Below are 15,839 nucleotides of genomic sequence, written 5' to 3' on the forward strand. Positions count from 1 at the left end.
CACAAAGCGCAGGAGACTCTTCCCAGGTAGGTGGGGGTGCCTGAGTGAATGTCCGGTTGTGTCCGTTCCGTTATCCATCCGTAATGTGAGCAAGGTCACACGTTATGTGGAAATGGAATTCCGGCCGAGTGAGAGGTGCGCCGATCCAGGTCGAAGATGTGTCCTGTGTCTCAACATCGAGATTGAAACTTAGGTTAGGTTTGCCTGACTTGCCCCGAATGGGCAGGGTTCGCAGAGTCTTCAAAAGAAGTAGGGCACCCCTCATGAAACTGCAATACCGTCGGCGTGCGGTCACCGCGTCACTCGCCGTCGCCGCTGCTGCTGTCGGCCTGGCCGTCACTGCTCCCGCTGCACACGCCTCACCCGAGGATCCGACACACGGTGTTGTCGGAAGCTATTCCGCAACCCAGCCCGGCGACATCGTCGTCGACTCGGCAACCCACCGCGGATACATCACGCAGTACGGCGGACCGACCAGCTCGTTGTCCGTCGTCGACACGAACACCGGCAAGTCCGTCGGCACCATCGACGGTGTCGTCGGTTACCCGTCGGCACTTGCCGTGGACTCGGACCTCGGACGCGCATACGTGTCCTCCTCCTACGGCGGCGCGATCTCGATTGTCGACACGAAGACCGGCAAGGTCGAAAAGACGGTCACGCTGAGCGAGAAGAACCCCGACGGCTCGCGGCCGCAGATCAACGATGTCGTCGTCGACCCCACAACACACCGCGCGTACTTCTCGGACTACAAGTCCGGCAACATCCGAGTCGTCGACCCCAACGCCGCCGACGCCGTGTCGAGCATTCTGGTCGACAAGTCGGCAACGCCGACCAAGCTCGCCTTCGACAGTGTCCGCGGCTTCCTCTACATCGCGGACACCAACTTCTTCGACGAGAATTACGGCCGCACGCTGTGGCAGGCGGACGTACGCAAGGGCGGAGCACTCAAGTCGATCGTGCGTGCCGACAACCTCTACCCGGTCGACGTCGATGTCGACACGAAGACCGGCAACATCTACATGACCGACACCCGGGCAACCAACCTGTGGGCGATCACCCCGGCCGGCGCGGTTCTGTCGAAGACCACGCTGTCTCCGACCGCGATTCCCAACGGCGTGGTCGTCGACGCTGCTGCAGGCATTGCATATGTCGCGGACGTCATGAACGGACACCTGTGGTCGGTCGATCTGACGACCCGCGCCACCACCGCTCTGACCGATACCAAGGTTCCGGCACTGGAGAAGGTCAAAAACCTCGCGCTCGACACCTCGACCGGCGCCATCGCGTCGACGACCAACGGGGGCAAGGTGACCGTCGTTGCTGCGTACCCGCTACCCGCGACCGTCGAACTGCCTGCCGCTCAGGTCGGTAAGGCGTATTCGCAGAAGCTCACTGCCGCTGATACCCGGGCAGCCTTTGCGCTCACCAACGGCACTCTGCCCGGCGGACTGTCCCTCGCACAGGACGGCACCATCTCGGGAACCCCCACGGCCGTCGGCAGCGTCACCGTCGAGATCACTGCGAAGAGCGTGCTTTCGCGCGCTTCGAGTGTGACCATCGTGGTCTCCGAGGGTCCGGTCGGCCCCGTTGATCCGGGCAACCCGGGAACGGGTACCGGTTCGCTCGGTAACCTCCCCGGACTCGGTAGCCTCGGCCGCTGATCCGACCTGATACGAGAGAACCCGACCACAGCACCTGCTGTGGTCGGGTTCTTCTGTCTCCGGGCCCGCTTACGCGTAATTCACCCGGTCCACGGCTATGCGTAATTGACGCGGTCCACGGCTATGCATAATTGACGCGGTCCACGTCGACGATCTCCTTGCCGAGCGGCATCAGCGAGATCGGAATCATCTTCAGGTTCGCGACCGCGAGCGGAATTCCGATGATCGTGATCGCCATCGCGACGGCGGTGACGATGTGTCCGATCGCCAACCAGATACCGGCGATGATCACCCAGATGACATTGCCGATCATCGAACCGACACCAGCGGTCGGCTTGTCGACGACGGTCTTACCGAACGGCCACAGTGCGTAGATGCCGATGCGGAATGCCGCGATTCCGAAGGGAATCGTGATGATGAGGATGCAGCAGATGATGCCTGCGGCGAAGTAGCCCAACGCCAGCCAGAAGCCGCCGAACACCAGCCAGATCACGTTCAGGAGGATTCTCATGGTCAGTGACCTTTCGGTTGAAGGCGGGGGTGATCAGCGCACGCGTCGACCGGATCTGAGCGTGTAGACGATGGCCAGAAGGAAGCCGATCGGGCACGCGAGTGCCACCAGGTACAACGCCAGGCCGGGCGGGGTGTCGCTGAAGATGTGGACTGCGAAGATGGCCACGATCGCCAGGAATCCGACGATGAACAGTGCCATCGCCGTACGGAACAGACCGTTTCCGGTGCCGGAAGTGCGCGGGTTCGGTTGAGGGTCCACACCTACGAGGATAGTGCCTGTAAACCTGGGTGCCGACCCGGGTTCGTCACAGGTAGACTGTTAACAGACTGCGCGCCCCGCTGAAGCAAGTGTGGGGCGCGTTCTTTTGCATTCTTCCACCGGAAGCGATGCGAGCAAGGCCATGAGGCTCTTCCGAGAGCCTCCCGAGCACATTGGGGCAGATGCCCCAGTCGAGTGATGAGCAGGTGAACGCGGTGCCGACCGGCAAGGTGAAGTGGTACGACGTCGAAAAGGGTTTCGGCTTTCTGTCGCAGGAAGAGGGCGAGGACGTCTACGTCCGTGCTTCCGCTCTCCCCGAGGGCGTCGAAGGCTTGAAGGCCGGCCAGCGCGTCGAGTTCGGCATGGCTGCGGGCCGCCGCGGTCCGCAGGCGCTGAGCCTGAAGGTGCTGGAGCCGGCGCCGTCGTTGCGGGGCGCTACGGCGACGCGTCGTGAGCCCGTCGAGCGTAAGCACACCCCTGACCAGCTGCACGGCATGGTCGAGGACATGATCACGTTGCTCGAGGCGAAGGTCCAGCCGGATCTGCGCAACGGCAAGTACCCGGACCGCAAGACCGCTCAGCGGATCTCCGAGGTCGTCCGAGCCGTCGCTCGCGAGCTCGATACCTGATCGCTCGATTCGAGCTGCCGTACACGGCTTCGAAACAAAATGCCCTGCACACCAATCGGTGTGCAGGGCATTTTCGTTCTTCCGGGGATCAGGCGGTCTTGATCGACCAGATCAGTAGTCCTTGTTCGCTTCCCTCACCGACGGCGAGGTGGATTTCGACGCCGACGAGTTGCTTGACGGGATCGCTCGAAGATTCGACCGTCACTGCCAGGGCCTCGCCGGGCTCGAAGACTCGGGGTTCGCCGGTCTGGTTGCCGTCGGCATCCTCGTAGACCGCCAGCAGGGCCCACTGCGCATCGGAGACGTCCGTCGACAACGACAGCTGCAGCGGGTAGCCCGCGGGAACGTCGAGGGCGTAGATGTCGCCCACCTGGGCGCACTGGGACAGATCGATGGTGCAGAACCCGGCAGGGTTCGTCTCGATCGTCTTGCCGTGTGCGTATGCAGTGATGACCGGCAGCTTTTCGGGGTCGTCGTTGATGTTCTTGATGATCACGAAAAGAACGGAGACGTAAGCAACTAGTGCCACCACCATCAGGACACTGATCGCTGCCACGATCTTCTTTGTTCTCGAGCGCATCATCACTGCGGAGTACTTCCTTGTCCTCGGTTGGATTTACCGGTGTAAATCACTTCGGTCACTTCTTGTTCGGCCAGATCGGGTCGCTTCCCGCCGAGGCCGGGCAGGAGGCTGCTTCCTCGGTAGCTCAGGAAGGTCTGCAGAAGCCCGATCGTCAGGAACACCGATACAACAGTGAACCCGATCCAGTATTCGGTCGGAAGCAGAACCCCCAATGCGCCGCCGAGTACCCAGCTCAACTGCAGAACCGTCTCGGATCTGCCGAATCCGGACGCGATCGATTCCTCGGGCAGGTCGTGCTGGAGTGACGCGTCGAGTGAGACCTTTGCGAGTGCGCTGGCGGCGGAGGCTACGAGTGTGGCCAGCGCAGCGGTCATCAGGTTGTCCGTCAGCGCTGCGATCACCGCGATGATCCAGACCGACGCAGTGCACCGGAGCACGATCAGTGCGGGCCGGCCGAGCTTGAGGCGCGCACCCGTGGCATTTCCGGCGAAGTTTCCCAGACCGGCCGCTGCGCCGACCAGGCCGAGCATCATGGCTTGCTGGAGCGGCTCGTGATCGGTGCGTGATTTGGCGACGAACGCGATGTAGAGCGTCAGGAAGCCGGTGAGCACGCGAATGGTGCCGTTGCCCCAGAGTCCGATGATCACGGCGCGTCCGAGAGGCTGTCGGACCTTGGCCGGTTTCGCGTTCGGCTGTGGTGGGGCGCTGCCGGCGTGGTGCGCCTCGTCCGGGTGGTAGGTGATGGTCGCGGGAACCTCACCCTCGGTGACTTCGACCCACGACGGGATGCGCATGCTCAGATATGCGCCGAAGACGGTGACGGCGACGGCGAACCACAAGGCTCCGGTGGAACCGAAAGCGAGCGCGAGCGCACCCGCGACGGCGCCGGCGCCGATCGTTCCGCCGATCAACCCGAAGACCGTCAGACGCGAATTGACGCGCACCAGGTCTATTTCCGGTGGTAGGACGCGTGGTGTCACCGCACTCTTGAGTACCGAGAACGATTTACTGAGCACCATCATGCCGAGCGCGGCCGGATAGAGGATCCAGCTGTCGAAGTTGAAGACCAGGATCACTGCGAGGAGCGTCCGGATTCCGAACGACGACGCGAGTGCGATGCGGCGGCCGCGCTGCAACCGGTCGAGCATCGGACCGATGAGCGGTGCGATGACCGCGAACGGTGCGATCGTGATCAGGAGATAGAGCGCGACCTTGGTCTTGTCCTCACCCGTCGCAGCCGAGAAGAACAGCGTGTTCGCAAGGGCGACGGAGATCGCGGCGTCGGTGGCGTTGTTCGTCATCACCGCGTAGGTGAGAGCGGTCAGACCGGACTTGTCCGCGCCGTCGGCCTTCGCTGCGCGCTGGAAGGTCGCGATGCCCTTGTTCGTCAGTTCGCGGCTGCGCATCGCTGCGACGCGGGTGACGGTGAGCTTGCGAGGCATCGGGGGAGCCTTGGGGGCGTCCGCACCCGGTGCCTTCGAACCGGACGCAGAATCCGAGTCTCCCCGTGATTCGGGGATCGGGTGCAGCGGCGGCAACGGCGTGCGACGCGCAGCGGGGCGAGCCGAAGGCGGGTAGTTGTCCGGGCGGGCCGCGGGTGGGTAATTGTCGTAACCGGGGTGCACCTGTTGCCCCTCCGGCTCGTCGTGGATTCGCCGAGTTTCGGGGTCGTAGGGTTCGCGCGGTCCGGTCACCACTCAATTCTGTCCTAGTGTCGGCGCGGCTACCACGCACACCCCTGCGAGTCCTGTGTCATGTCGGACTCAGTTAACAAAACGGACTTCGAACATCTGCGGCCAATACTTGCCGGTGAGCAGGAATCGATCGGTACCGGGAATCTGCGCGATGCCGTTGAGAACGTCGACGGTGCTGGTCGATCCATCCGTGACGAGTTCTTCGCGTAGCGCCGATGCGTCGTACACGTTCGTGACGGCGCCGTCCGACGGGTCGATTCGGACGACGGTGTCGGTGGTCCAGACATTGGCGTAGACGGAGCCGTCTTCGGCGCATTCCAATTCGTTCAGCTTGCCGACGGACTCCGAAGATCTGGTGACGTCGACTGTCGAGATCGGCGCAAAGGTTTCGGGATCGCGAAAGGTCAACGTGGCCGAACCGTCGCTGGAGACCAGCCGATCCCCGAGCGAACAGATTCCCCATCCCTCGGTGTCGAGTGGGAACCGCCCACGTTCGGTCAAGGTGTCCTTGTCACGGGCGATGGCGACGCCGTCTTTCCAGGTGAGTTGCCACAGTGTGTCTCCGGCGACCGTGATGCCCTCACCGAACAACGGCGGGTCGAGATCTGCACGCGCAACTTCCGGTCCCGAAGCGGGGGACTGCTCGTCGGAGATCTCGCTCGAGCGCACCCAGGACTGCCCGACGCGTCCGGTGCTTTCGTACAACCGGTTTCCGTCGATCTCGAGGCCCTGCGTGAACGCGTCGGGATCGTGCGCGGACACTCGAACGATCTCGACGGAGCCGGTTTCGGACGTGAGGTTGTCGGGAGCACCGGGGGAATCGGAGCACCCCGCCAGGGCCGACGCGATCACGGCGACCACTGCAAAAGTGCGCACGGAATTGGCGTGTGACCTACTCATCTGCCCAGCATGGCAGCCCAGTGCGTTGCGGACTTGCGGTGGTGCGGCAAACTGGAGGAGTGAGTGTTGCTACTTCTCCAGAGCGTGCAGTGCCGCGCCCAGTACTGGCCGATGCGGTCGAGCTTGCCCGAACGGCAGTCGTCGACCTGCATGAAGGCGGTGTGGGGGCATACCTCGGCGTGACGTCGGAGGACGAATTTGCCGCCACCCATCGATTTGCAGCAGACATTCCCGGATACCGCGGTTGGCAGTGGGCGGTTGTCGTCGCTGCCGGACCGGAGGACACCCGCGCAACTGTCAGTGAGTTGGCGCTGCTGCCGGGTCCCGACGCGTTGGTTGCGCCGGAATGGCTGCCATGGGATCAGCGGATTCGTCCCGGCGATCTCTCCGTCGGTGACCTACTCGCCCCGCCGGCCGAGGATCCTCGGCTCGTTCCCGGCTACGTCGCCACCGGTGACCCGGAAGTCGACGAGGTAGCTCTCGAAATCGGGCTAGGCCGCAAACAGGTCATGAGCCTCGAGGGCCGACTCGATGCCGCGCAGCGTTGGTTCGACGGTGACTTCGGCCCGGAGTCGGAGATGGCCAAGGCTGCCCCGTCGACGTGTGGGCTGTGTGGATTCTTCCTTCCACTCGCAGGTTCGCTGCACGCAGCGTTCGGCGTGTGCGGCAACGAACTCTCCGCAGACGGCCGGGTGGTCAGCGTGTCCTACGGCTGTGGCGCGCATTCGGACACCAGCTTGCCGCTCGGTGCGGGCTCGCCGCAGTTCGACGCATTCGACGACGGAGCAGTCGAGCTGATTGCGGTACCCGCTCGCCCGTCGAGCGTTGTTGCAGTTGAGGATTCGGTATCCACCGAGTAGAAGATCCGTTCGGCACGGACGCACTCCGCGAGGCGACGCTGCGCGCGTGGTCGGAATCTCCGACGCGATTGCGTGAAGACGCGGCTGCGGAATCCGACCTCGCGAAGGCCGGGTACCGCGACCGTCTGCTCACCGAACTGGCGCAGAACGCTGCCGATGCAGCTGCACGCGAGGGCGTCGAGGGCTCTTTGTGGGTGGACGTGGACGGTCGGACGCTGACGGTGGCGAACACCGGCCGTCCGCTGGACGAATCCGGCGTTCACGCACTCACGGCGCTGCGTGCGTCGAACAAGGTCGACGCCGACGAAGGCGTGACGGGGCGGTTCGGAGTCGGATTCTCGGCAGTTCTCTCGGTCGGTGACGAGGTTGAACTGCGCTCGTCGACGGGATCGATTCGATTCTCTGCCTCGCAAACTCTGCGCGAGATCGAGTCTCGCGAACTCCCCGTGCCGGAAACCGGTGTCCCCGTACTTCGTTTGGTGTGGCCGTCTGGCGAATTGCCGAGCGACGGTGCCGATTCGGAAGTGGTGCTGACGCTTCGGCCGGACGTCGATGCCGCGGCGCTGCTTTCGCAGATGACACGTGAGGCAGTCGATCTGCTGCTCGAACTCCCGGCTCTCGGATCAATTCGTTTGGGTGAGAAGACTTTTCGGCGATCGGAACGAGTGCTGGATTCCGGTCTCGTCGAGGTGGTCATCGGAGATCGCACGTGGTGGCAGTACTCGGCGCCGAATGCACGGTGGTTGGTGCCGGTCCGCGACGGGGTCGTCGAGCCGGTCGCAGACGACGTGCTGCGGGCGCCGACCCGATCCGACGAGGAACTGTCGATCCCGGCGATCATCATTGCCGACATTGCAATGCAACCCGATCGGCGACGCCTCATGCCCGCTGCACCGATCGCTCCGCTTGCCGAGGGGTACGCGAAGTTCCTTGCTGCACTACCTCCTCGGCAGCGAACGGCACTCGTCCCGATCCCTGCCTTTGCCCGCAGCGAAACCGATTCGCTTCTGCGCGAAGCGCTTCTGAAGGAGCTGCAGGAAAACGAGTGGCTTCCGGTGGTCGGTGAACCCGACCGCGCGCCGCAGCGAGCATCCGTGGTGCCCGGGCTCAGTGATGACCTTGCCGAGTTGCTCACCGACATCATCGGCGGCCTGGTTGTCCCCGAGCTCTCCGGCCCCAAGCACGAGCGAGCACTCGCGGCAGTGTCGACGCACCGCATCGGGCTCGCGCGCATCGCGGAACTGCTCAGCGGCTTGGAACGTGAACCGAAGTGGTGGAATCGACTCTATTCGGCTCTCGAGCCCTTGGTGATCGACACTCTTGCGGTGGAAGAGCTTGGAACACTGCCGGTTCCGCTCTCCGATGGACGAACGGTGACCGGACCGCGGACCGTCGTCGTCGGCGTCGAACTGGGCGAAGACGCACCGTCTGTGCAGTGGACGAGGTTGGTTCATCCTGTCGCGGCGCACCCGTTGCTGTCTCGATTGGGAGCACAGACCGCGAGTGCCACCGACCTGCTGTCCGATCCGGCACTGCGAGCCTTGATCGAAGATGCTGCGGATCAGGATGATTCGGTAGCGACGGAGTTGGCGCAAGTGGTGCTCGGATTGGCGGCCCACGTGGCGCCAGGGGCGCTGCCGTCGTGGATCGGTGAAGTGCTGCTTCCTGATTCGGAGGGCGAATTGCGGTCCGCCGACCAACTTCTGCTTCCGGGAGCTCCCCTTGCAAGCGTCCTGGTCGAGGATTCTCCCTTCGGCATCGTCGACGCTGATTTTGTTCAGCGGGTGGGGGAGCAGGCGCTACGGGTAGTCGGTGTCGGGTGGGGTTTCACGGTGGTCCGTGAGGAATTGCCGTCCGGCCCCGATCACGATCTCGACGCCGAAGACGCATGGTGGGACACCCTCGACGAGGACCCCGAATACATCGAAGCCGTGCGCGATCTCGATCTCGTGGACGAAGACCGCTGGCCGCAGGCGCTGTCGCTGCTGGTCGAGTCGCCGGCGACGCGGGCGCTGCTCACCGACCGTCGTGGATACACGGCGTGGTGGTTGCGTTCGAATGCCGAACTCGGCGGTGAGGTGCTTGGCTTGCTGCGCGCTCCGGGCGATCGCACCTTCGAGGGATTGCTCGATGCTGCCGAACACCCCGACGCCGGATTCTTCTCCGGATTGCTGGCATCGGATACCGTCGACGATCCGGAACTGGCTCAGCTGCTACTCGATCGGCTTGCCGACCCACTACGGATGCCGGCCTCCGCCGTCGTCGCGCGGACGCACCGACTGCTGGGTGAGGCAGCGCAGCGACGGGTTCTCGACCTGGAGGAACTGCACCTGCCGCCGTTCGTGCGAGGCCTTTCCGGCGATCTGGTCGATCCCGGCGACGCCCTTGTTCTCGACCGACCGTGGCTGGGAGCGGCACTGCCTGCACAACGAGTGGTGCTCGGCAGTTTCGAGACAGCTGACGCACTGGCAGATCTGCTCGACGTCGCTACGGCGTCCACATCCGTTCACGGACGAGTGAGCAGCACCGGCGTTGTGACGACGTGGGCGAACGAACCACAGGCAGTTCTCGGCTTCGCAGCCCTCGGCCGTGAGGTTCCCGGCGGCGAGGTAGTGATCCATCACGAACTGTCGGTGGAACTGACAGGAGCGGTGGAGGCGACAGTGACCGTGCCGTGGTGGGTGGACTCGGACGGCGTTCATCACGTGATGCGCACGTGGACTCTGCCGCAAGGGATGTGAGGGCAGATGTCTTTTGATCAGTGGGTACTCGACAGTGCAGTGAGCCAGCGGACGGCGTGGCTCGTGGACGTGGTCGACGTCATCACCGACAGCGGCGGAACCCTCGCGTCGTGGCTGATCGCGACGCTGCTCACGATCGTGCTTCTGGTTCGGGGGCTCCGAACGGAAGCTCTGCTGATCGCCGGATCGATGTTGACCGGTCTGCTCGTGATGAGCGGATTGAAGCGCATCTTCACGCGAACCCGTCCACCCCTGCCGGAGCGTTTGATCGAAATCGATTCGTATTCGTTCCCGTCGGGCCACGCGATGATGAGCGCGATACTCGCGACTTCGGTTGCCGCAGTGATTCTTCGGCTTGCTTTGCCGAGGCTCGCGAAGATGGCAATGCTCGCGAGCCTCGGCCTGTACACGATCGCTGTCGGATTCTCCCGCGTCTACCTGGCTGCCCATTGGATGACCGATGTGCTGGCAGGTTGGGCGTTCGGGATGGTGTGGGCCGGAGTGTGGATCTGGGGAACTGCGCAGATCAGGAAGCGCCGGGCGCTGGTTACTTCGTGAGTTCGGCGAGTAGTTGGCTTGTCGCCCACGGCAAGCTCAGTGCTGAACTCGCGGTCAGGGCCGCACCGACCTGCGGGGCCTGATCGTCGTTGACGTAGACGACGCGATTGTTCTTGACCACGTCGAGTTGCTGGAAGCCCGGATTGTTTCGGACCGCCTGGGCGGCATCGGGATTGCCGATGACAACGAGACGGTCCACGTCGAGGAGATCTAGTCGCTCGGTGGAGATGGGCGCGTAGAACTCACCGTTCATCAATGCCTCGACCGCGGGAGCAGGTTTGAATCCGAGACTGCCGAGGACCCGTCCGCGGGCGTCCTCGGAGGAGAAGGCGTAGAACTCCGGGGTCGTGTCGACGCTGATGATCACCGCGGTCTGGTCTGCAAATTCCGGGTGAGCGCTTCTGGCGTCGGCGAACTGCTTGTCGATATCGGCGACCAACTTCGCGCCGTCGGCCTCGCGACCCACTGCCTTCGCTGCGGTCTTCGTCGTGATCTGCCACGGAGTTGCGTAGTCGCCGTAGGCCGGATCCTTCGCGACGGTCGGGGCGATCGCGGAAAGTGTGCTGTACAGGTCTTTGTCGATGCTCGAGTAGAGCGCGAGGATCAAGTCGGGCTCGAGCGCAGCGATCTTTTCGACGCTGATCGTGGTTTCGGGATTGCTGCCGACGACGGTCGGTTCGGTTCCGCCCCAAGGGCCGGTGACCCACGGCCACGTGCGGTTGACGTCCGGCTCGCCCGGGTACTGATTGACCATTCCGACGGGCTTGATGCCCAAGGCCAGCAGAGCCTGCTCGTCGTTGTAACCGACAGTGACGATCCGTTGTGGTTCGGAATCGATCGTGGTGCTGCCGAAAGCGTGATCGATCGTGACGGGGAAGGCGCCGCCACCGGAACTCGACGAACTACTTGCTGCGTCGTCGTTCGAACCGCAGGAGACGAGTGCTGTGCCGACCAGGGCGACCAGAGCAACGGGTGTCAGTCTCGTCCAACGTCCTCGGCTTTTCCAACGATTTCGGTGGGAGATCTTCACGGTTACGTGGTTCCTTTCAGCATTGACAAGCTAAGACCGACACTAGAGTGCAGGGTAGGCTTACCATACTGACAGGGTGAATCGACCTGCTCAGTCGACCAGACCGGCGCCCTGTTGTGCGCCCTTGTCACCGCGCACAGCTGCGCGTCGTTGAATGGAGAACAGAGCGAGGCCGAGGAAGCCGACTCCGATACCCGCGTAACAGATCGGGAGTGCATCCGACCAACGATCGCCGCTCACCGCGACCACGATCGAGGCGACCACCCACAACGCGGTGCCGATGATCAGTGCCGGCGCGGGTGCGGACAATTTGCCGATCAGGCTGGTTGTGTTGCGAGTCTCCGTCACAAAATTAACGCTACCCGTACCCCGGTGGCCTACTCTCCCTAGTGCGACCGGCTTCATGTGCGCCGGCACACGGCGACCTACAGCGATGGGGAAAGAACAAACATGGCGGCACCCGGCAAGATCCTCGACACCTATTTCAAGATCAGCGAACGAGGGTCGACGATCTCGACCGAGGTTCGCGGCGGTGTCGTCACCTTCGTGGCGATGGCCTACATCGTGGTCCTCAACCCCCTGATCCTCGGCAGTTTCTCGGCTGACGACGCTGCAGCGAAGACCGACGTTCTCGGCAACATCCTTCCGGTCAACCAGGTGGCTGCGGTCACCGCTCTGGTTGCCGGCCTGATGAGCATCGTCTTCGGTCTCGTTGCCAACTATCCGTTTGCCATCGCCGCGGGTCTCGGCATCAACAGCCTGCTCGCCGTCACCATCGCACCTCAGGTCACCTGGCCCGAGGCGATGGGACTGGTGGTCATCGACGGTGTGATCATCGTTCTGTTGGCACTCACCGGTTTCCGAACTGCGGTGTTCAATGCGATTCCCTCGGCATTGAAGTCCGCGATCGCGGCCGGTATCGGCATGTTCATCGCCTTCATCGGGCTGGTCGACGCCGGATTCGTCCGCCGCATCCCCGACGCCGCCGGTACGACGGTTCCCGTCGGGCTCGGAATCAACGGCTCCATCGCTTCGTGGCCGACCGTGGTGTTCATCTTCGGTGTCCTGCTCATGGGTGTTCTGGTCGTGCGCAAGGTTCGTGGTGGACTGCTGATCGGCATCGTTGTCACGACGATCCTCGCTGCGATCATCGAGGCAGTTGCCGACGTCGGACCCTCGCTCGGAACCAACCCCAAGGGCTGGAACCTCAGCATCCCCGCGATCCCGGAGATGCTCGGTGGTATGCCTGATCTGAGCCTGGTCGGCGACGTCAGCATCTTCGGCGCGTTCACCCGCATCGGTGTTCTGGCCGCCAGCCTGCTTGTCTTCACCCTTGTACTCGCGAATTTCTTCGACGCCATGGGCACGATGACGGGTCTCGGTAAGGAAGCCGGCCTGACCGACAAGGACGGAAACCTCCCCAACGTCGGGCGCGCGCTTGTCGTCGAAGGCGCCGGTGCCATCGTCGGCGGTGGCGCTTCGGCGTCGTCGAACACCGTGTTCGTGGAATCCGCGTCGGGTATCGCCGAAGGCGCCCGCACGGGCCTGGCAAATGTCGTGACCGGACTGCTCTTCCTCGTCGCGATGTTCCTGACGCCGCTCTACTCCGTCGTGCCGATCGAGGCAGCTGCGCCTGCCCTCGTCGTCGTCGGTGCGCTGATGATCGGACAGGTCCGAGACATCGATTTCACCAAGTTCTCGGTGGCACTCCCGGCGTTCCTGACCATGATCGTCATGCCGTTCACCTACTCGATCGCCAACGGCATCGGTGTCGGCTTCATTTCATGGGTGGTCCTGCACGCTGCCAGCGGTGGTATCAAGAAGATCCACCCGTTGCTCTGGATCGTGGCGGCACTTTTTGTGGCCTACTTCACTGTCGGACCCATTACCGACGCCCTTACGTGAAATCAGGGTTGACCGGTATTCGATTACGTGAGCTACCGGCCAGCTCTTGACGTATTGTCTGACGCGTGACCACCGAAACTCGTGCGCTGGCCAGCGATCTTTCCCTGGCTGTAGTGCGTCTCACCAGGCATCTGCGCGGCCGCAGAGTCGACGCTCAGGTATCGCTGACGCAACTGTCCGCTTTGGCGAGCCTGGATCAGTACGGCCCGATGACCCCTGGCGTACTCGCAGCACGTGAGAAAGTTCAGCCGCCGTCGATGACGCGCGTTGTTGCTTCTCTCGCCGAGCTCGGTCTGGTCGAGCGCTCGCCGCATCCCACGGACGGTCGTCAGATCATCGTGAATCTCTCCGACGCCGGGCAGGCGTTGCTCGCGGACGAGACCCATGCGCGTGAGGCGTGGATGAACGAGCAGCTGGCCGGGCTGGGTGGCGAAGAACTCGCGACGCTGCGCGGTGCCGTCGGGATCATCACGGAGATGGTCAACAAGACGGAGTAGTTCCGCGAGTTATGCGGTCGCGTAGCTCCGCTACATAGAGGTCGTTGCCCAAACGAATTACTCGAGGGGCAAGATAGTGGGGTGCCCCGAGACCCCGATTCCGGCATGTTTGCCGCGCTCCACAACCGCAACTACCGCCTTTGGGCTTCCGGACAGATCGTTTCTCTGGTCGGCACGTGGATGCAACGTATCGCCCAGGATTGGCTGGTACTGACGCTCTCGGACGGCAACGCGTTGGCGGTGGGCATCGTCATGGCCTTGCAGTTCGGTCCGACGCTGTTTCTGTCGGTGTGGGGTGGGGTGCTGGCCGATCGGTACGACAAGCGTCGGATCCTGATCTTCACGCAGTGGGCGAGTGCGGTATGCGCACTGGTGTTGGGTCTGTTGGACGTCGGTGGGCTCGTCGCGTTGTGGCACGTCTTCCTGATCGCCTTTGCCCTCGGCTGTGTCTCGGCGCTCGACGCACCGGTGCGTCAGTCGTTCACTATCGAAATGGTGGGCAAGGAGCACCTGTCCAACGCCATCGCGCTCAACTCGATGACGTTCAACACGGCCCGCATCGTCGGTCCGGCCATCTCGGGTGTTTTGATCAACCTGATCGGAACCGGATGGGTGTTCCTGCTCAACGTCGCGACGTTCGGTGGGGTCCTCATCGCGCTGTACCTGATGAACAAGAAGGAGCTGATCCCGTCCGAACCGGCGCCGCGTACCAAGGGGCAGGTGCGCGACGGGTTCCGATATGTGTGGGGTCGCAAGGACCTTCGGGTGATCATGGTGTCCGTCTTCATGGTCTCGACGTTCGGCCTGAACTTCGCGATCAGCCTGGCGGTGATGGCGCGCAACACGTTCGGTCTCGAAGCCGACGGTTACGGACTGCTGTCCACGACGCTTGCTGTGGGAACCCTTGCAGGCGCTGCGTATGCCGCAAGGCGCAAGGAAGCGCCGCGGTTGCGGACGTTCCTCGGTGCCGCAGTGGCTTTCGGCGTGTTCGAGGTCGCGGTGGGATTGATGCCTACCTACGCGTTGGTGGCGCTGATGTTGATTCCCACGGGCGCACTGACGTTGACGTTCACGACGTCCGCGATGAACATCCTGCAGATGTCGGTCCCCTCCGAGATGCGTGGGCGGGTGATGGGCATCTACATGCTCAGTTTCCTCGGTGGCACACCGCTGGGAAGCCCGCTGCTTGGTTGGCTCGCCGACTCCGTGGATCCCCGTGCGCCTTTGATCGTGGGCGGAGTGATCTCGCTCGTCTCAGGCACAGTGGCCGGGGTGTACCTGCTACGTAGCGAAGGGCTGAAACTTCGTCTTGCGAGGCCGGAAGACGGTGGAAGGTTGCCGGTGTTCGTCCTGCGTCCGGTGATCGTGTGCGACGCGACCGAACAGGCAGTCGAGGCTAGCCGCGCGCCGTGACCTTCTCGCGCTTGGGAAACACCGTGTAGCTCAGGGCGATTGCTCCCCAGATTCCCAGCACCACTGTCAGCTTGCTGATCCATCCGTCGAGGGCTCCCGTGCGGGCGGGGTCGTCGACGAGGAAGATGGCCGCGCCGAGAAGTCCGCACGCGATGGCCCAGGCGATCGCGGCTTTGCCGAACTCGCGCCATTCGCGCAGTGCTCGCGCACTCCCGTACTTGGGTGGCGCGACGGGAGCCGGGCCGCCGGCGAATCGGTAGGCGAACCTGGCGTCGGCCCAGGAGATGAGACTGTGCCCGAACGCAACGGAGAAGCCGATGTAGGCCGCAGCAAGCCCGTGGGTGAAGTTCGCCTCGCCGCCGCCCCGAAGATCGAGGGCTGTGGCGACGAGCAGGACGACGTCGACCAGGGGTGCGCAGATGAGCAGTGCGGCACCCAGCGTCTTGCGGCGCAGCAGATAGCGGGCGGCGAGACCGGCGGCGATGAACACCCAGAACATGATTTCGCACGCGATGATCAGATGGACGATCATGACATCAGCTCATTTCTAGTACGACTGTGTTAGTGATCGAAAACTAGCACAACTGTGTTAGCTT

At 63.4% G+C, this 15,839-nt stretch carries 16 protein-coding genes; 8 read left to right on the top strand and 8 right to left on the bottom strand.

What is annotated here, in order from left to right:
- Nucleotides 1–263 precede the first annotated feature (263 nt).
- Complete coding sequence (locus R4P70_RS06795; protein ID WP_317830577.1) at nucleotides 264–1,661, top strand: YncE family protein; 1,398 nt, start codon at nucleotides 264–266, stop codon at nucleotides 1,659–1,661.
- 121 nt (nucleotides 1,662–1,782) lie between these two features.
- On the opposite strand, the gene R4P70_RS06800 is transcribed toward R4P70_RS06795, so the two are convergent.
- Complete coding sequence (locus R4P70_RS06800; protein ID WP_003939919.1) at nucleotides 1,783–2,172, bottom strand: YccF domain-containing protein; 390 nt, start codon at nucleotides 2,170–2,172, stop codon at nucleotides 1,783–1,785.
- Between the two features lie 33 nt (nucleotides 2,173–2,205).
- The gene (locus R4P70_RS06805) at nucleotides 2,206–2,433 is read right to left on the bottom strand and encodes a hypothetical protein (protein ID WP_003940194.1); all 228 of its coding nucleotides are present in this window, start codon (nucleotides 2,431–2,433) and stop codon (nucleotides 2,206–2,208) included.
- A gap of 215 nt (nucleotides 2,434–2,648) precedes the next feature.
- Here R4P70_RS06805 and R4P70_RS06810 point away from each other — a divergent pair, with 215 nt between their 5' ends.
- Complete coding sequence (locus R4P70_RS06810) at nucleotides 2,649–3,062, top strand: cold-shock protein (RefSeq protein WP_007733502.1); 414 nt, start codon at nucleotides 2,649–2,651, stop codon at nucleotides 3,060–3,062.
- An 88-nt stretch (nucleotides 3,063–3,150) separates the two neighbouring features.
- Here R4P70_RS06810 and R4P70_RS06815 read toward each other — a convergent pair whose 3' ends face one another.
- The 3 genes from R4P70_RS06815 to R4P70_RS06825 all read right to left on the bottom strand — a co-directional run bounded on the left by R4P70_RS06815 (nucleotide 3,151) and on the right by R4P70_RS06825 (nucleotide 6,239).
- Nucleotides 3,151–3,645, bottom strand: a complete 495-nt coding sequence (locus R4P70_RS06815) for a DUF2771 domain-containing protein (protein ID WP_019744935.1) — start codon at nucleotides 3,643–3,645, stop codon at nucleotides 3,151–3,153.
- Entirely contained in the window at nucleotides 3,645–5,339 is a 1,695-nt protein-coding gene (locus tag R4P70_RS06820) for an MFS transporter (protein WP_030244200.1), read from the bottom strand. Before R4P70_RS06820 ends, R4P70_RS06815 begins: the two co-directional genes overlap by 1 nt.
- A gap of 69 nt (nucleotides 5,340–5,408) precedes the next feature.
- Entirely contained in the window at nucleotides 5,409–6,239 is an 831-nt protein-coding gene (locus R4P70_RS06825; RefSeq protein ID WP_238076548.1) for a glutaminyl-peptide cyclotransferase, read from the bottom strand.
- Between the two features lie 38 nt (nucleotides 6,240–6,277).
- Here R4P70_RS06825 and R4P70_RS06830 point away from each other — a divergent pair, with 38 nt between their 5' ends.
- The 3 genes from R4P70_RS06830 (at nucleotide 6,278) to R4P70_RS06840 (ending at nucleotide 10,398) form a co-directional block, all read left to right on the top strand.
- Nucleotides 6,278–7,099: a DUF3027 domain-containing protein gene (locus R4P70_RS06830; protein ID WP_019744932.1), complete on the top strand. Its 822-nt coding sequence runs from the start codon at nucleotides 6,278–6,280 to the stop codon at nucleotides 7,097–7,099.
- Between the two features lie 68 nt (nucleotides 7,100–7,167).
- On the top strand, nucleotides 7,168–9,840 hold the full coding sequence (locus tag R4P70_RS06835; RefSeq protein ID WP_317830578.1) for a sacsin N-terminal ATP-binding-like domain-containing protein: 2,673 nt from the start codon (nucleotides 7,168–7,170) through the stop codon (nucleotides 9,838–9,840).
- Nucleotides 9,841–9,846: 6 nt separating this feature from the next.
- The gene (locus R4P70_RS06840; RefSeq protein WP_020908797.1) at nucleotides 9,847–10,398 is read left to right on the top strand and encodes a phosphatase PAP2 family protein; all 552 of its coding nucleotides are present in this window, start codon (nucleotides 9,847–9,849) and stop codon (nucleotides 10,396–10,398) included.
- On the opposite strand, the gene R4P70_RS06845 is transcribed toward R4P70_RS06840, so the two are convergent.
- Nucleotides 10,388–11,428, bottom strand: a complete 1,041-nt coding sequence (locus R4P70_RS06845; protein WP_052740959.1) for an iron-siderophore ABC transporter substrate-binding protein — start codon at nucleotides 11,426–11,428, stop codon at nucleotides 10,388–10,390. The two genes, R4P70_RS06840 and R4P70_RS06845, sit on opposite strands and share 11 nt — an antisense overlap.
- A 90-nt stretch (nucleotides 11,429–11,518) precedes the next feature.
- Nucleotides 11,519–11,776: a DUF2530 domain-containing protein gene (locus R4P70_RS06850; RefSeq protein WP_141488525.1), complete on the bottom strand. Its 258-nt coding sequence runs from the start codon at nucleotides 11,774–11,776 to the stop codon at nucleotides 11,519–11,521.
- Nucleotides 11,777–11,878: 102 nt separating this feature from the next.
- Between R4P70_RS06850 and R4P70_RS06855 the strand changes: the two genes are divergently transcribed.
- The 3 genes from R4P70_RS06855 to R4P70_RS06865 all read left to right on the top strand — a co-directional run bounded on the left by R4P70_RS06855 (nucleotide 11,879) and on the right by R4P70_RS06865 (nucleotide 15,243).
- Nucleotides 11,879–13,333 (top strand): NCS2 family permease, encoded by a 1,455-nt coding sequence (locus tag R4P70_RS06855; RefSeq protein ID WP_020970489.1) that lies wholly within the window; start codon nucleotides 11,879–11,881, stop codon nucleotides 13,331–13,333.
- Nucleotides 13,334–13,398: 65 nt separating this feature from the next.
- A complete protein-coding gene (locus R4P70_RS06860) occupies nucleotides 13,399–13,830 on the top strand; it encodes a MarR family winged helix-turn-helix transcriptional regulator (protein WP_019744926.1) in 432 nt (143 codons plus the stop codon).
- Between the two features lie 105 nt (nucleotides 13,831–13,935).
- Nucleotides 13,936–15,243, top strand: a complete 1,308-nt coding sequence (locus tag R4P70_RS06865; protein WP_007733487.1) for an MFS transporter — start codon at nucleotides 13,936–13,938, stop codon at nucleotides 15,241–15,243.
- On the opposite strand, the gene R4P70_RS06870 is transcribed toward R4P70_RS06865, so the two are convergent.
- A complete protein-coding gene (locus R4P70_RS06870; RefSeq protein WP_019744924.1) occupies nucleotides 15,227–15,775 on the bottom strand; it encodes a hypothetical protein in 549 nt (182 codons plus the stop codon). The genes R4P70_RS06865 and R4P70_RS06870 overlap by 17 nt on opposite strands.
- Nucleotides 15,776–15,839 lie beyond the last annotated feature (64 nt).

This window comes from Rhodococcus sp. IEGM 1241, from assembly GCF_033142365.1.
GTDB classification, from domain to species: Bacteria; Actinomycetota; Actinomycetes; order Mycobacteriales; family Mycobacteriaceae; genus Rhodococcus_F; species Rhodococcus_F erythropolis.

Coding starts and splice junctions, on each gene's coding strand:
- R4P70_RS06815 (WP_019744935.1), bottom strand. CDS start 3,645: ATGATGCGCTCGAGAACAAAGAAGATCGTGGCAGCGATCAGTGTCCTG.
- R4P70_RS06800 (WP_003939919.1), bottom strand. CDS start 2,172: ATGAGAATCCTCCTGAACGTGATCTGGCTGGTGTTCGGCGGCTTCTGG.
- R4P70_RS06840 (WP_020908797.1), top strand. CDS start 9,847: ATGTCTTTTGATCAGTGGGTACTCGACAGTGCAGTGAGCCAGCGGACG.
- R4P70_RS06870 (WP_019744924.1), bottom strand. CDS start 15,775: ATGATCGTCCATCTGATCATCGCGTGCGAAATCATGTTCTGGGTGTTC.
- R4P70_RS06855 (WP_020970489.1), top strand. CDS start 11,879: ATGGCGGCACCCGGCAAGATCCTCGACACCTATTTCAAGATCAGCGAA.
- R4P70_RS06825 (WP_238076548.1), bottom strand. CDS start 6,239: ATGAGTAGGTCACACGCCAATTCCGTGCGCACTTTTGCAGTGGTCGCC.
- R4P70_RS06865 (WP_007733487.1), top strand. CDS start 13,936: ATGTTTGCCGCGCTCCACAACCGCAACTACCGCCTTTGGGCTTCCGGA.
- R4P70_RS06795 (WP_317830577.1), top strand. CDS start 264: ATGAAACTGCAATACCGTCGGCGTGCGGTCACCGCGTCACTCGCCGTC.